Origin of the sequence: Klebsiella sp. BDA134-6 (genome assembly GCF_015601345.1) — a bacterium.
Lineage (GTDB): Bacteria > Pseudomonadota > Gammaproteobacteria > Enterobacterales > Enterobacteriaceae > Klebsiella > Klebsiella grimontii.
The window spans coordinates 42,524-57,544 of the sequence record NZ_CP064785.1 but is presented as its reverse complement, the minus strand read 5'-3'; the positions used below and the strand labels follow the sequence as shown (position 1 = coordinate 57,544).

The following is a 15,021-nucleotide window of genomic DNA, read 5'->3' as shown; positions in this document are numbered from 1 at the left end:
TCCAAATAATTACACATATTTAACCATATAAATACATTACAAATAATCCGGTTAATTTTTTGTGGGATATTAAGCTTTAATGATGTTTATTTCAACTAGTGAAAATTAATTTAAATAATAGGTTTTATAGTGGTCAGTTCACCATTACACTTATAGAATCTAAAAAAAGATCTAGCAAGGTTTTTAGTGAATAAAACAGCATATTGCCTGGGTATTTCATCATTATGGGACGAAGTCCGCCATATGCCCGTTGGTGGAGTATGGTGGCTGAATGTCGACCGCCATGCCGACGCAGTAAGCCTGCTCAACCATACACTGGCAGCCCAGGATAAAAAGAGTCAGGTTGCGGCGATAGTCATGGGCGAGAACCCCAATAAAATCATTGCACCAGGAAAAGATCGCGGCCCAGAAAAGATCGCGTTGTTTAGCATGCCGAACCGCTTTGAGGGTCTGGCAGAAATGCACCGTGATTTAGTTTGCTCCCTCGAACCTGGCAATTATTTGTTTATTCTGCTATGCGCTGAAAATGCCTGGCAAAATATAAAAAGTGAAGATCTATGCAATTGGGTTGAAAAATCATATCGATGGACTAATTACCATCGTTGCTCATTATTAGTACTTAATTCCGGGCACGATATCGATAAGCAACTCTCCCCTTTATTACGCGAGTACCGCTCGCTTTCCGGCCTGGCAAGTATTCGTTACCAGGGGGATAATCACCTGTTCGATATCGCCTGGTGGGGAAGTGAAAAAGGCATCAGCGCCCGGCAGCAGCTCATTGTTCTCCAGGATGAGAACGGCTGGCAGCTGGCGCAGGATGAAGAAACGGTGGTGCAGCCGCGCAGCGATGAGAAAGTCATTCTCAGCAATCTGCGCGTACTGGAGGGGGCTCCCGCGCTTTCCGAATACTGGACGCTATTCGATACCAACGACGCCGTTTTCAACGCCGGGAGGATGGCGCAGGCGGCGACGCTGATCTTCTCCATTACCCAGAATGAGCAGATTGAACAGCTGGGACGCTATATCCATACCCTGCGCCGACAGCGCGGCAGTGCGTTAAAAATTATCGTCCGTGAGCAAACGCCAAGCCTGCGCGCCACCGATGAACGCCTGCTGCTGAGTAGCGGCGCCAATATGGTTATTCCCAGCGGCGCGCCGTTATCACGCTGCCTTACACTTATAGAAAGCGTTCAGAAACAGCAGTTTACTCGCCATATTCCGGAAGATTTTAATACTCTGCTGACCTGGAGCCAGCCGCTAAAACTGCGCGGCTACCAGAAATGGGAGGACTTCTGCGAAGCGGTGCATAATATTATGGCCAACACCATGCTGCCCGCCGATGGCAAAGGCGTGATGGTGGCGCTGCGCCCGGCGCCCGGCCTGCGCGTAGAGCAGGCGCTGACGCTGTGCAAGCCCAACCGCATGGGCGACATTATGACCATCGGCAACAATCGCCTGGTGCTGTTTCTGTCATTTTGCCGGGTGAACGACCTGGATACCGCGTTAAACCATATTTTCCCTTTACCAACCGGCGATATTTTTTCTAACCGTATGATTTGGTTTGAAGATAAGCAAATAACGGCAGAGATCATCCAGATGCGCGGGATTCTGCCGGAGAACTGGAACACGCCGCTGCCCATTTCGCTTGGCAAAAATGAAACCATCAACGCGACCCATGACGGGCGAAGCTGGCGGCGCAACCCCGAGGCGCACCGTCTGTCCCTTGATGGGGAGCCAACCTTATGATGTCTATCGCCGATATTATTCAGCTGGTCGTCCTGTGCGCCCTGCTGTTCTTCCCGCTGGGATACCTGACGCGCCACTACCAGCGGCGTATTCGCACCACGTTAAGACTGATGTTCTTTAAACCCCGTTATGTCAAACCGGCTGGCGTGCTGCGCCGGGAAGCGGCATCCAGGCAAGGCAAACCAACGAAATGACCAAACCTAAAACACCCACCGCGTCGCTTCCGCTCTGGCGGTACTGGCGAGGCTTATCTGGCTGGAACTTCTACTTTCTGGTGAAGTTCGCTTTGCTATGGGCGGGATACCTCAATTTTCATCCCATGTTAAACCTGGTGTTTCTGGCCTTCCTGCTGGTGCCGATTCCGCAGTATAAGCTGCACCGCATCCGCCACTGGATAGCGATCCCGCTGGGCTTTATGCTGTTCTGGCACGACACCTGGCTGCCCGGCCCGGAAAGCATTGCCAGCCAGGGCTCGCAGATTGCCGGCTTCAGCGCCGACTATATCTGGGATTTGGTGACCCGATTTATTAACTGGAATATGGTCGGCGCTTTCTTCGTGCTGCTGGTTCTGTGGCTGTTTATCAGCCAGTGGCTGCGGGTGACGGTTTTCGTCTCTGCAATCATGGTCTGGCTGGTCGTCAGCCCGCTGCTGCCCTCTTTCACCCTTTGGCCGGCAGGTCAGCCAACGGCAGTGGCGGCGAACACCACCGCGAATACGACCGGCGGTACGGCCATCGCGACCAATACCGCGCCGGCGAATAACGATATTCCGCCGCAAACCGAGCCGCCGACTTCAGCCAATCTGACCAACTGGCTGAACGCCTTTTATGCTTCTGAGCAGAAACGCAAAACCACTTTCCCGGACGCGCTTCCGGCCGATGCCCAGCCGTTTGATGTCCTGATTATCAATATCTGCTCGCTCTCATGGTCAGACATTGAAGCAGCCGGGCTGACGGACCATCCGCTGTGGAAGCATTTTGACCTGCTGTTCAAAAACTTTAACTCGGCGACCTCTTACAGCGGGCCGGCTGCTGTACGTTTACTTCGCGCCAGCTGCGGCCAGCTCTCTCATGAAAATTTGTATAAGCCGTCAGGCAGTGAGTGCTATCTGTTTGAAAACCTGGCGAAGCTTGGTTTCAATCAACAGTTAATGTTAGGCCATGATGGTATTTTTGGTAATTTTCTCGAACAATTACGTACACTAGGCGGCATGCAAAGTCCCTTAATGGATCAGAGCGGCCTGCCAGTCATTCTGCAGGGCTTTGACGGCTCACCGGTCTATGATGACCAGGCAACGCTGAACCGGTGGCTGCAGTCGCTGGATAAGCTGAATACACCACGCACGGCGACCTTCTACAACACACTGCCGCTGCACGACGGCAACCACTATCCGGGCCAGAGCAAAACCGCAGACTATAAAGCCCGTGCGCAGAAGTTCTTCGACGAACTGGACAGTTTTTTCACTGAATTGGAGAAATCGGGGCGCAAGGTGATGGTCATCGTCGTGCCTGAACACGGCGCGGCATTAAAAGGCGATCGAATGCAGATCTCCGGCCTGCGCGATATTCCCAGTCCGTCCATTACTAACGTTCCGGCGGCGGTGAAATTCTTTGGCATTAAGGCAAGACATCCCGATGCGCCGATTATCATCAACCAGCCAAGCAGCTACCTGGCGGTTTCTGAGCTGGTAGTTCGTGCCCTCGACGGCAAGATGTTTCATGAGAATGACATCAACTGGCAGCAGTATATAGCCAACCTGCCGCAGAGCGCGGCGGTGTCGGAAAACTCAAATGCCATCGTCATTCAGTATCAGGGTAAACCGTATGTTCAGCTGAACGGCGGCAGTTGGGTTCCATATCCTCAATAGTAATGATTACAAAGGTTATAGCTGACTTCCATTAAAACCACCTTTGATTGAGGTGGTTTATTTTTTTGAATCTATCTGCGATGAGGTCTATTAATAGAAAATTACCTCTTTCTTTAACAAAAGGGTCAATTATCTTTTTTCATACAATACATAATCGGCATTGCCCCACTATATATTAAATAGTCCTCGCCTGCTGGGTAAATATAAAAAAAGGAATCTTTATTCTCATTTATTATAACATCTGCCAAGAATTCACTAAGTTTTGGACCGTAGGATGTCTCACTTGGTATTATTGAAACTCTTTTAGAGTGGAAATGATAGGAGAATTTAGTTCTTTCCACGCTAAAATTATTACGTAACTTGAAAAAAAGAGGTTCTGAATTTGGATAGGAAATTTTCCCATCCATCATCCATGTGCCGTTTTCACCATTAATGATTAAACTATTATTAGACACAAAAACATTATCATTATTGATTGCAGAGTAATTTGCCAGACATGCAAAGTGACTTTTTTTATACTCTCCATGCAAGTATTTTAAAAATGGAAAAGCTGCTAATAGCAGAAAAAAAATTACAGTTATAAAATTTTTTTTATTGAATTTCATTTTTACCTCTAATATATAAAACACTGCAATCATCAGGGCGGGATTTAATTTCCTTGTTACATGAAATTATTGATATACTTGACGAATAGCTATAAGCAGTTACATAATTTAAAGGCCTTTTTTTGCAATTGAGTTGCATTATGTCTATTTTGTCAACTATATTTTTTTGAATATTGTCTGGTAGAAAAAAAATACAACTATTGATGTTTTCTTTATTTTTATAACTAGAGAGAATTTTTAATTTATCCTCTTTTTGGAAAGAGAAGGGCTTGATATAAATAATGGTAGCAGTCACCAAGATCGTTAATAAACTATAAGCTATTATTCGGGATTTCCGACTGAAGTTCAAAGCATGATTCGTTAGCGACCTTGATTCATGTATTACAGATTTTCCAGAGTTAAATTGTACTATGTCTGTCTTTTTTCTTGATTGGGATATAACATTAATCAACGGATTAAATCTGAAACCCTTCCTTGTCTCAGTAAGAATAAATTTTTCATCACTTTCATCCAGCTCTCTAAATGCACGACGCAAAACAGATATACTCTGATACAGAGTGTTGGGTGTGGGTGTAATGCCACTATCTTTCCAGGCATATTCATACAGCTCCTTTTGAGTGATGAGTTCATTTTTTGATAAAAGCAGTTCAAGACAACGAGATGCTGAACCTGTTAATTGCACAGAATTACTTTCATCAATGACATTACACAGTAGTTGTCTATCAGGCCAGAAGATAATGCTATCTTTGATTATATATATTTCTTGAAGCACAGGTTAAATACTCCGATTTTGATTTCATGAGATTGACGCTCTACACAAAACTTCTCATTCCTTATTAAACATTATATAAGATCTAATAAGAATTTTCATTAAAATATTCAACATATTGATTTTTATTGTTTTTTTCTTTTGTTTGATATTGTGTTTTCTGTGAAGGTGAATCCAGTGAATAGAATTACCAAGTTGAACATATTGCTCAAAAAATCAATTTTCTAATTTTTTTTTAATGTGTTACTATAAATGTTTATTGTGTTAAGGTGGTTCATAAGTATAAATATAACGATATTTATTTATTTTTCTACTTCATCGAGGTATTACATACATGAGATGATAAATTAACAGCAAACTCAATTAACATAGCAAAAAAATTATTGAGTTTAAATTACCATCTCAGGATGAATAATTATTTTTATTAGTAATTATTATAAATAACTGTAATTTAAATAACACACAATAACAAAAGAAAATACAAAACAGATATATAAAGAAATTTCTATTCATTTTTTCCTACTAATCAATTGCATAGCCTTATGCTTCATTTAGAAATCCATGAATGATACAGCCGTAATTTATCATTTGGATGAGATTAAGTTATTGCCCTTGTGATTTTAGCGATGACTTTCATATAAGCAATAATTTGTAGAGCACGTTTTTATTAGATTTTACCTTCACCTCAAAGTTTTAACAAAGTATAACTTCTTAAGTATTGTTGAACAAAAATGCATTTATTCTCTTCCCTCAGATTCCTTTTAATTATATGTTATTTGATAATCCATGAGCTAATCCTGCATATTAATCACCTGCTTACCGATAACTCAACAGATGATGCCCTACATTATATTCATATTCCTGAAAAAAACTCATCATCGAACCCAAAAAATACAGAGCATTCCATAAATGGATTGAATGTTATTGGTCTATAGTTATCAATGAGGTTATTAATATGGTGTCAAGGAGGTTTCATTATGTTATTTCAGAACGACGTTAAAGATTGTGCTATCCTCGGTGAGTCGGCTCTGCGACTGGCTTTGGTTAAAAAGGAAATTAGTATTTCCTCACTTATAGCCATGTTGGAGCAAATGGCAGAGTGCAATGAGAATGAGCTTATGCTCAATGAGCTATCTGAGGCCAGAAACTGGTTAAAGACATTCTTGACTCAAGATCTTAACAGTGTAGATGAGCCTTACCTGCTGGCATTGATTGACTGTAATTAAGGGAAGATTTGACATTATGGATTTAGTCCGGCTCTCGCCGGTTGACGAAGAACAATAACATCATAGGTATCGTGAAAACGGTACCGACCGGAAAAATTGTCAGGGATGACGTTTTATTGTTTTCATCAAGCTAGCGGATAGTCTTAATGTGAGGACTGAAGTGGTGACAATAAATTTTTTACGTTCTACAATGCCAAATTTGGATTCACTAAATAAAGGAAGTGTACTTGCTAATGGGAATATTCACTTTTAATGATATTTCGATGCAGAGATTATGTTCTTTAAGAAAATTTTCATGTGTATCCCCCAATTTATTAAACATCAGATAATTACCGTGGACTGACCCAGCTGTTCATCGTGCATGTGATATGCAACAGCCTTTGGTTTATCTCCTGTAAAGGCTATAAAAACGTCCAGCGACCTTAACGCTTTCTACTATGCCTCTATAGAAGAAGCTGGTCATCGTTCGCTTGAAGCATTCGCCGTAGTCTTGGACTGCCATTATCAACAAAAAGCCGAATCAGCGAGGCAAGCCGGGCCAACCTGGGATGTTCTTCTCTTATTTTGCAGACGCCCGTAAGGTGATCTACACAAGGAATGTTATCGAGTCATTGAACAGCGTTAGCCAAAATACTACAAACAAGCGTGAACTGTTCCCGACGGACGAGGCAGTGAAAAATATAGTGTGGTCGGCAATCCAGTTGCGTCACAGAAATGGACAATGCATTTGAGGGATTGGTGCATGGCAATGCTCTGTTTCATTATTAAGTTCGGTGATCGCCTGTACGATCACTTCTGAGAGCGGGAATCACTTTCTTTTCAGGGCTGCATTGTTCTGACATACCTGTCTGTTCTCTTCTTAACATTCTGTAAACAGTGAGCAGACATTCCACTTACCCAATCCTTAAATTTTTCGATAATTTAAGAATTTGTTAAGATCTCTCCTGTACAAATAGTGGCAAAATATCAGGAATAACATTAATCAGGAGAATTATATGAAGTCATGTAAAACAATTCTTGTTGGTCTGCTAATACTGACTCCCGTGCTCTCGGTCCAAGCCGCCACCGGCTGTGAAGCGAAACGACTGAATATTGAACAGCAATTAGATTACGCCCGCGCGAATGGCAATAAACATCGTATTGCAGGCTTGGAAAAAGCGCTGTCTGAGCTTAATACCAACTGTACAGATGAAGGGTTGCGTGCAGAACGGGAATCAAAGGTTAAGGATAAGGAGCTCAAATTGGAGAAGCGCCGTCAGGAACTGGCAGAAGCGCAAGCTAACGGGCGTGCAGATAAAGTAGCTAAAAAACAACATAAACTGGAAGAGGCTCAAATCGAGCTTGATGAAGCCAGAAGTATGGTAAATAAGTAATAACATGCATATAACCCGGACTTGCGAGCCAGTGCGTGGTTCTGTGTAACTGCCATCTTATTAAAGGTGATCGCTCTGGCGGTCACCGAACTCAATAACAAAATGGCTAATTGCCAGTCGCCAGTTCTGAATCGGCATACTCCATTTTTTGACGCATCCTTGATCGCCACCTATATAACTTTGAATCGCACCGAGTAGTCTGTCGGATACACTTTATGTTTATTCATCACGGCCCGGATAACGCGGTTCAGCGACTCGATGGCATTTGTGGTATAGATGGCCTTGCGTATATCAGGTGGTAGCCGAAGAACGTATTGGGGTTTTCCCAGTGCACACGCCAGCTTTTGTTGATTTGTGGATACTTGTCGTCCCACCTTTCCGCGTACGAATCCAGCGCCATCAGCGCAGCGTCTTCGAAACTGACCTGCCCCCAGTATTAGATACAACCATCAGTTAGTAATGTCGGTTTGTTTACCTTCACATTTTCCATTTCGCCACCGTGCAGCAAACTCTGATGGCGTCTGATAATTCAGTGCTGAATGTGGACGACACTCGTTATAATCCTGCCGCCAGTCACTAATGACTTTCCTGGCATGAACGATATCACTGAACCAGTGCTCACTCAGACATTCATCGCGTGATCGTCCGTTAAAAAACTCTCAATAAATCCGTTCTGTGTCGGCTTGCCTGGCTGGATTAAGCGCAACTCAACACAATGCTCAAAAGCCCGTTAATCCAGTGCGCGGCAGGTGAACTCCGGCCCCTGGTCAGTTCTTATCGTCGCCGGATAACCTCAAAACAGTGCAATGCTGTCCAGAATACGCGTGACCTGAACACCTGAAATCCCGAATGCGATGGTAATTGTCAGGCACTCCTTCGTGAAGTCGTCCACACTGGTCAGGCACTTGATCCTGCGACCGGTGGCGAGCGCGTCCATGATAAAATCCATCGACCAGGTCAGGTTGGGCCCCGCCGGACGGAGCAGCGGTAGACGTTCTGTTGCCAGTCCTTTACGACGTCGTCTGCGTTTTACGCCCAGTCCTCTCAGATGATAAAGGCGATACACGCGCTTGTGATTAACATGAAGGCCTACATGGCGCAGTAACTGCCAGATGCGGAGGTAGCCAAAACGCCTGCGCTCCAGTGCCAGCTCAGTGATGCGGCCTGATAAATGCGCATCAGCCGCCGGACGCTGAGCCTCATAGCGGCAGGTCGACAGGGACGACAGGGACAAACCAGAAGCCTGCAGGCACGACGTTGCGACAGACCGCTCGCATCACACATAAACTCAACGGCTTCCCGCTTCTGATTCTGTCGTCAGTACTTTCGCCCCAGAGCCACCTGAAGTGCCTCCTTAACCAGCATGGCTTCGGCAAGCAACTTCTTGAGTCTTGCGTCTCTCCCTCAAGCGACTTCTGGCGCTTAACCTCAGGCGCCTCCATACCGCCATACTTATTGCGCAAGGTATAAAAGATGGCATCGGAAATGGCGTGCTTACGGCAGAGCTCATGGACAGATACCCCGGCTTCAGCTTCGCGGAGGATACTGATGATCTGTTCGTCGGAAAAACGCTTCTTCATGGGGATGTCCTCATGTTGCTTATGAAGACATTACTAACATCTTGGTGTATTAATCAACGGGGAGCAGGTCACAGTGTTAGTAGAGCGAGTTTAGGTCGTTCCTGTTATAAGTGGAAATTTTTATCAGCAAAAACTTTCCACTTTAGCCATTCATGTAAATTGAATGGTTGCCAAGAATCTCAACTGCGCATGTACAAAAGTACTTTGGTTATTTACATTTAACTTTTTACTGACACCCGGAACAGATATCAATGGATATCCGGCCTTTTATACTGTCTGATAATCCTGCCGCTGAGCACGAATGTGCCTGTGCGTCTGTTGTTTGTCGTCAGCCAGAAAAAAATTATCCTCATCCGGTGCCGCCCGGCATTATCACCCTGCGGGTTTCTCTGTTTATTCTTTTCTCTGTTTCACTCTCCCCCGGCTATTTCACATACTTCCACACGTCCGCCGGCACCTTATCATACAGCCGGTTCATCATCATTTCTGCCCGCCGGTGGTCCAGCGCCGCGTAAAAAACCTCCAGCTCATCCTCCGTCAGCGTGTATTTATTTTTATCCGTCACCTTTTCCAGCGTCTCCGCCGTCGTGCACCGCCGCAGACGGTATATCCAGTCCTGTTTTGTCATCACTCTGCTTTCACTCCGGTATTATTCAGCTTATTATCTTATTTTTCCCGCCCTCCCCCTGTCCACTCCCGTTTTATCCCGGGGTATCCGGGTCCCGGCATTATCAGATTTTTCCTCCGCACCCGCCAGCGCTCAGCATCGCCACCTGTTAATTCTTCCGTAATACCGACTTATTTGCGCAACAGTTAATTAACATTCAGGCCGGATATATTCTCCCCCAACGCTTATTGCACCGTTTTTTTCTTATATCAGGTCTGATAAGGGTTTTTGCACGCGTTTCACGATATCTGTATCTGTCTGATTTTACAGTGTTATTACCGGTATCATTCATCGCATTATTGTAACACCGGCTTCACATCCCTTTTTTTTGCTTATCAATAATTACGGTGAATGAAAAAGGTTTTTCCTCCCCCTCTGAGGCCCTATACTTATTTCACAGCAAAACCTTCATTCGAAAATATTTTATGTTTTCTGACTGACTACCGGGTTTCACTTTTACTCCTGGATGACAGGGATTGATATGCATCATTAAGATGTTAATGTCGCGGATTGCGTTTTTATACAGCATAAATACCTGATGAAGGTGGTGGTTATGGCGGTTTATGGTCACTGATGTGTCTTATTGATAACGGATTTTATTTATATAGAATCCGCCACATTGGTGAAACTTAATATCAAGCGAGAGGTACGCCGGTGATGACAAAAAATCCGGGCCATTTACAGCAGGCGCTTTACGGATACAGTATCGGGGATAATCTCCAGTACCGTATTTCCCCGGCCCTGCTGATTAATACTCTCTCCGGTGTCAGCCTGCGTCTGCGGCCCACCATGGCGCGGCTGCTGCAGTATATTCTCAATCATGCCGGTAATCACATGATTGAAGACCGGGATATTATGGCAGAGGTGTTTGATAATTACGGCCTGAAGTGCAGCAAGCAGCGCCTCTGGCATTCCGTCAACACCCTCAGGACCGTCTTTATGAAGTGCGGCTTTGTTCAGCCTTTTTTATACCGGGTCAACAACAGCGGCTTTATTATCTCCGGCGTGGAAATCGGCGTCCTGATGCATTACCCCATCCGGGATATCGGTATTATTCTCCCGCTGGAACCGCAGCACTGAGCGTGAATATTATTTTCACTCACCCGTGCTCGTCAGTATTTACTGAAACAAGATGAATTATGCCGGACCGCCGGATAAAGAAAGCAGTGGCGTCTTTATTTTAACGCGTATCTTCCGTCATTTTTTGTAACGGCAGCATGAAGCCGGGGCAGGGTTCGCTTTGCCTGAATCATGGTTAACCACGAATCATTCATTAAGGACAATATTATGAAAAAGTCAGTCATCAGCGCGTCCCTGTTCGCTATCCTGAGCGCGGCCACCCTGTCTGCCCAGGCAGCCTCCACCGGCACCATCACCTTCAACGGTGAGCTGACCGACACCACCTGTGAAGTGGACATCAACGGCCAGGGCTCTGACGCCACCATCGTGCTGCCGACCGTCGGCGTGAACCAGCTGACCGCCGCCGGCAACACCACCGGGCGCACCTCGTTCAACATGAACGTCTCTAAGTGCGTTATCGGCACCGAAGGCGGCCACTCCAAAGTCTCGGCGTTCTTCCAGCCGGGCAACACCGTTGACCTCAGCACCGGTCGCCTGAAAAACGTCAGCGGCTCCGCCACTAACGTTGACCTGCGCCTGCTGGACGCGTCCAACAGCTACGCCCCGATCAACGTCGGTAACACCGACCAGGTGAACGGCATGGCCTACGTCGACATCCAGACTGACGGCACCGCCTTCCTGCCGTACGCGGTCGAGTACTACGCCAACGCCCAGACCACGCCGGGTACCGTGACCAGCAGCGTCGTCTACAACCTGCAGTACAAGTAATCCGTATCCCGGGGGGAGTCTCTCCCCCCGCCATTCAGGAGTATGTTATGGCCTCTTCAGCCCTTATCCGCACGTTCTCTGCTGCTGTCTGTCTGCTGACCGCGGTCATCTCTCTTCCGGCACCGGCGAGCGTCATCGTCAACGGCACCCGTGTGGTCTACGCCGGCGGCGAGCGGGAGGTGGCCGTGCGCCTCACCAACACCGGCACCCTGCCGGTCCTGGTCCAGAGCTGGATCGACGACGGAGACATAAACGCCACCCCCGACCGGCTGCGCACCCCGTTCACCCTGACCCCTCCGGTGAACCGCATCAACGCTGACAAGAGCCAGACCCTGCGCATCAGCTACACCGGCTCCCCGGCCCTGGTGCAGGACAGGGAATCCGTTTACTGGCTGAACGTGCTCGAAGTCCCGGCCCTGAAAAAGAATGAAAAAGACAACCGGCTTCAGGTGGCGTTCCGCACCCGCATCAAACTCTTCTACCGCCCGGCAGCCCTGGCTGACCGCGCAAAAGCCAGCGAGGCGGCTGACCGCCTGACCTGGTCGGTGGCGGGCAGCACGCTCACCGCCAGCAACGCATCACCCTATTTTGTCTCCCTGGTCTCGGTCTCCGTGAAGGGCGCCGGGAACCGGGGGTCCGTGGAGGGCGAGATGGTGCCGCCGAAGGGCCGCCAGACCTTCACCCTGCCGGCCGGCGTGCGCGCCGGGGCCGGCACCGTCCTGACGTACGAGTACGTCAACGACTGGGGTGCCCTCCGTCAGGTCGATTACACCCTGTAACCCGGCCTCTTTTTTACAGCGTCTTCACGAGGAAACAGCGTCATGCGCCTGCAGTATTCATGCATTGCCCTCGCGGTCATGGCGGCCGTGATGAGCCCGACCCTGGCGGCGGCCGGGAACGAGGACCTGACGTTCGATCCGGTCTTCCTCAGCACCGGCGGGACGGAGAAAATCGACCTGTCGCGCTTTGAGAGCGGCAGCGCGGCCTCCCCGGGCACCTGGTCCACGGATATCTTCGTTAACGGCGAGAGCGTGGCGCACGAGAAAGTGGTGTTCGCCGCGCAGGCGGACGGGCAGGTGCGCCCCTGCCTCACCGCGGAGCTGATTAAAAACCTGAACCTCAACTTTGACCGGGTGCCCGGGAGTTTCACCGACGCGCTGCGGGAGAAACAGGCATGCTATGACCTGCCGGCCCTGCTGCCGGGGGTGAGCGTGACGTTCGACTCCTCGGTCCAGCGCCTGGACATTGAAATCCCCCAGGCGATGATGCGCAACACCGCCCGGGGCTACGTCAGCCCGGCGCTGTGGGACACCGGTATCCCGGCGGCCCTGCTGGGCTATAACGCCAGCACCTACACCACCCGCTCACGCGGGCGGGACTACACCTCGTCGTACATTGGCCTGAACGCGGGCCTTAACCTCGGCGGATGGTACTTCCGCCACGACGGAAGCTACATCCGTCAGCAGGGGGCCGGGGGAAAATACCAGTCGACCAACAACTACGTCCAGAAGGACATCGCCTCCATCCTGGGCCGGGTGCTGGCCGGGGAGACCTCCACCGGCGGGCAGCTCTTCGACACCCTGCCGTTCCGCGGGGTGGAGCTGGTCAGCGACGACCGGATGCTGCCCCAGTCGCGGCGCGGCTACGCCCCGGACATCCGGGGTATCGCCCGGACCAACGCCCGGGTCACCGTGCGCCAGAACGACCGCATCATCTATGAGACCACGGTGCCGCCGGGGGCCTTCAGCATCGAGGACCTGTACCCGACCGGCTACGGCGGCAACCTTGACGTGACGGTGACCGAGGCGGACGGGAGCGTGCAGACGTTCCAGGTGCCCTTCGCCTCCGTGACCCAGCTGCTGCGCCCGGGCGCCCACCGCTATGACGTGGTGGCCGGGCGGCTCAATGACCCGAGCCTGTCGTTTAACCCGACGCTCTACCAGGCGACCTACCAGCGGGGGCTGACCAACAGCCTGACCGGCTACGCCGGCCTGCAGGGCAGCGGCGCGGCCTACTACGCCATCCAGCTGGGGATGGCCATCAGCACCGCCATCGGGGCCTTCTCGGCGGACATCACCCAGGCGCGGGTGCACCTGGAGACCACGGAGAAGCCGTCGAACAGCGGGCAGAGCTACCAGATAAGCTACAGCAAGTACCTCCCGGAGACGGACAGCAACCTGACCATCGCGGCCTACCGCTTCTCGACGTCGGGCTATTACGACTACCAGACCGCGATGCGCGCCATCGATGAGGAGAAGCGCGGCGGCGTGGCCTCGGGGATCTGGCGGCCGAAGAACCGCCTGAACGTCACCATGAACCAGGGGCTCGGTCCCGGGTGGGGACAGATTTACCTGACGGGCTACACCCAGGATTACTGGAACAACAGCAAGTCGGACATCCAGTACCAGGCGGGCTACAGCAACAACATCGGGCGGGTGAACTACAACCTCAGCGCCGGCCGCGTGCGCAACTACAGCGGGAAGATGGAGAACAACTTCCTGCTGAACATCTCGGCCCCGCTGGGCGGGTATGACCAGAAGCACGTGCCGATGCTGACGGCGAGCCTGAACAAGAGCGGCAACGGACGGACCGGGGAGCAGATAGGGCTGTCGGGGAGCTACGGCGAGGACAACCAGTATAACTACGGCCTGACCGCGGCGAACTATAACCAGGGGACCGGGAGCAGCATGACGGCGAGCGGCGGGTGGCGGACGCCCTACTCTCACCTGACGGCAAGCTACGGCGCCGGGAAGCACTACCAGAACACCAGTCTGGGGGCGAGCGGGACGGTGATAGCGTGGCAGAACGGTATCGTGGCGACGCCGTACACCGGGGACACCTTCGCGGTGGTGGAGGCGAAGGAGGCGAAAGGCGCGAAGGTCGGGGGCTACCCGGGCCTGAAAATCGACCGCTTCGGGCACGCGGCCATCCCGTACCTGACGCCGTATGAGATGAACGAAATCAGCATCGACCCGAAAGGGCTGCCGCAGGAGGTGGAGCTCAGCAACACCACCGAGAAGGTGGCGCCGCACTGGGGTGCCGTGAGTAAGGTGACGTTCGGCACCCGTAAGGGGTATCCGCTGCTCATCAGCGCGACGGACGCGAAGGGCCAGCCGCTGCCGTTCGGGGCGGAGGTGACGGCGGCCGGCGGGATGAACGTGGGCAGCGTGGGCCAGTCGGGGCAGATATATGCGCTGACGGAGACGGCATCGGGTGTGCTGACGGTGAAATGGGGCAGCGGCGCGGGTGAGCAGTGCCGGCTGGACTACCGGACCACGGAGGAGAAGCCGGCGGGCGGGTTCAGGAAGCTGACGGCGGTGTGCCGGTGACGGACGGAGGA

The 15,021-nt window shown here is 50.2% G+C and carries 12 protein-coding genes and 3 pseudogenes; 10 read left to right on the top strand and 5 right to left on the bottom strand.

Annotation, left to right across the window (positions count from 1 at the left end; translation table 11 throughout):
• The first annotated feature begins 243 nt into the window (after positions 1-243).
• The 3 genes from bcsE to bcsG are packed head-to-tail and all read left to right on the top strand — an operon-like array spanning position 244 to position 3,613.
• Positions 244-1,746 (top strand): cellulose biosynthesis protein BcsE, encoded by a 1,503-nt coding sequence (bcsE, locus tag IYV58_RS27730; protein ID WP_248281724.1) that lies wholly within the window; start codon positions 244-246, stop codon positions 1,744-1,746.
• Entirely contained in the window at positions 1,743-1,940 is a 198-nt protein-coding gene (bcsF, locus tag IYV58_RS27725) for a cellulose biosynthesis protein BcsF (protein WP_004126340.1), read from the top strand. Before bcsE ends, bcsF begins: the two co-directional genes overlap by 4 nt.
• Positions 1,937-3,613 carry a cellulose biosynthesis protein BcsG gene (gene bcsG, locus IYV58_RS27720; protein WP_195729787.1) on the top strand — a complete coding sequence of 559 codons (1,677 nt, stop codon included), beginning with the start codon at positions 1,937-1,939 and terminating at the stop codon, positions 3,611-3,613. The genes bcsF and bcsG overlap by 4 nt, the downstream gene beginning before the upstream one ends.
• Before the next feature lie 125 nt (positions 3,614-3,738).
• Here bcsG and IYV58_RS27715 read toward each other — a convergent pair whose 3' ends face one another.
• Positions 3,739-4,218 carry a hypothetical protein gene (locus IYV58_RS27715; RefSeq protein WP_195729786.1) on the bottom strand — a complete coding sequence of 160 codons (480 nt, stop codon included), beginning with the start codon at positions 4,216-4,218 and terminating at the stop codon, positions 3,739-3,741.
• Entirely contained in the window at positions 4,205-4,990 is a 786-nt protein-coding gene (locus tag IYV58_RS27710) for a winged helix-turn-helix domain-containing protein (protein ID WP_195729785.1), read from the bottom strand. Before IYV58_RS27710 ends, IYV58_RS27715 begins: the two co-directional genes overlap by 14 nt.
• Positions 4,991-5,964: 974 nt before the next feature.
• On the opposite strand from IYV58_RS27710, the gene IYV58_RS27705 reads away from it, so the two are divergent.
• From IYV58_RS27705 to IYV58_RS27695, 3 genes and pseudogenes are all read left to right on the top strand, one after another.
• On the top strand, positions 5,965-6,213 hold the full coding sequence (locus tag IYV58_RS27705; protein ID WP_195729784.1) for a hypothetical protein: 249 nt from the start codon (positions 5,965-5,967) through the stop codon (positions 6,211-6,213).
• A 345-nt stretch (positions 6,214-6,558) separates the two neighbouring features.
• Positions 6,559-7,012 (top strand): annotated as a pseudogene (locus IYV58_RS28645) (transposase); the annotation flags it as partial.
• 196 nt (positions 7,013-7,208) lie between these two features.
• Positions 7,209-7,586 (top strand): DUF1090 domain-containing protein, encoded by a 378-nt coding sequence (locus IYV58_RS27695; RefSeq protein WP_195729782.1) that lies wholly within the window; start codon positions 7,209-7,211, stop codon positions 7,584-7,586.
• A 60-nt stretch (positions 7,587-7,646) separates the two neighbouring features.
• Here IYV58_RS27695 and IYV58_RS27690 read toward each other — a convergent pair.
• From IYV58_RS27690 to hha, 3 genes and pseudogenes are all read right to left on the bottom strand, one after another.
• Positions 7,647-8,013: pseudogene (locus tag IYV58_RS27690) on the bottom strand (transposase); the annotation flags it as partial.
• 22 nt (positions 8,014-8,035) lie between these two features.
• Positions 8,036-9,166: pseudogene (locus tag IYV58_RS27685) on the bottom strand (IS3 family transposase).
• 424 nt (positions 9,167-9,590) lie between these two features.
• Positions 9,591-9,794 (bottom strand): hemolysin expression modulator Hha, encoded by a 204-nt coding sequence (gene hha, locus IYV58_RS27680; protein WP_195729796.1) that lies wholly within the window; start codon positions 9,792-9,794, stop codon positions 9,591-9,593.
• Positions 9,795-10,490: 696 nt separating this feature from the next.
• On the opposite strand from hha, the gene IYV58_RS27675 reads away from it, so the two are divergent.
• The 4 genes from IYV58_RS27675 to IYV58_RS27660 all read left to right on the top strand — a co-directional run bounded on the left by IYV58_RS27675 (position 10,491) and on the right by IYV58_RS27660 (position 15,010).
• Positions 10,491-10,913: a hypothetical protein gene (locus tag IYV58_RS27675; RefSeq protein ID WP_195729774.1), complete on the top strand. Its 423-nt coding sequence runs from the start codon at positions 10,491-10,493 to the stop codon at positions 10,911-10,913.
• A gap of 207 nt (positions 10,914-11,120) precedes the next feature.
• Positions 11,121-11,681, top strand: a complete 561-nt coding sequence (locus IYV58_RS27670) for a fimbrial protein (RefSeq protein ID WP_195729715.1) — start codon at positions 11,121-11,123, stop codon at positions 11,679-11,681.
• Between the two features lie 47 nt (positions 11,682-11,728).
• Positions 11,729-12,460, top strand: a complete 732-nt coding sequence (locus IYV58_RS27665) for a fimbrial biogenesis chaperone (protein WP_195729716.1) — start codon at positions 11,729-11,731, stop codon at positions 12,458-12,460.
• A 42-nt stretch (positions 12,461-12,502) separates the two neighbouring features.
• Positions 12,503-15,010 (top strand): fimbria/pilus outer membrane usher protein, encoded by a 2,508-nt coding sequence (locus tag IYV58_RS27660; RefSeq protein WP_195729717.1) that lies wholly within the window; start codon positions 12,503-12,505, stop codon positions 15,008-15,010.
• The last annotated feature ends 11 nt before the right edge of the window (positions 15,011-15,021 follow it).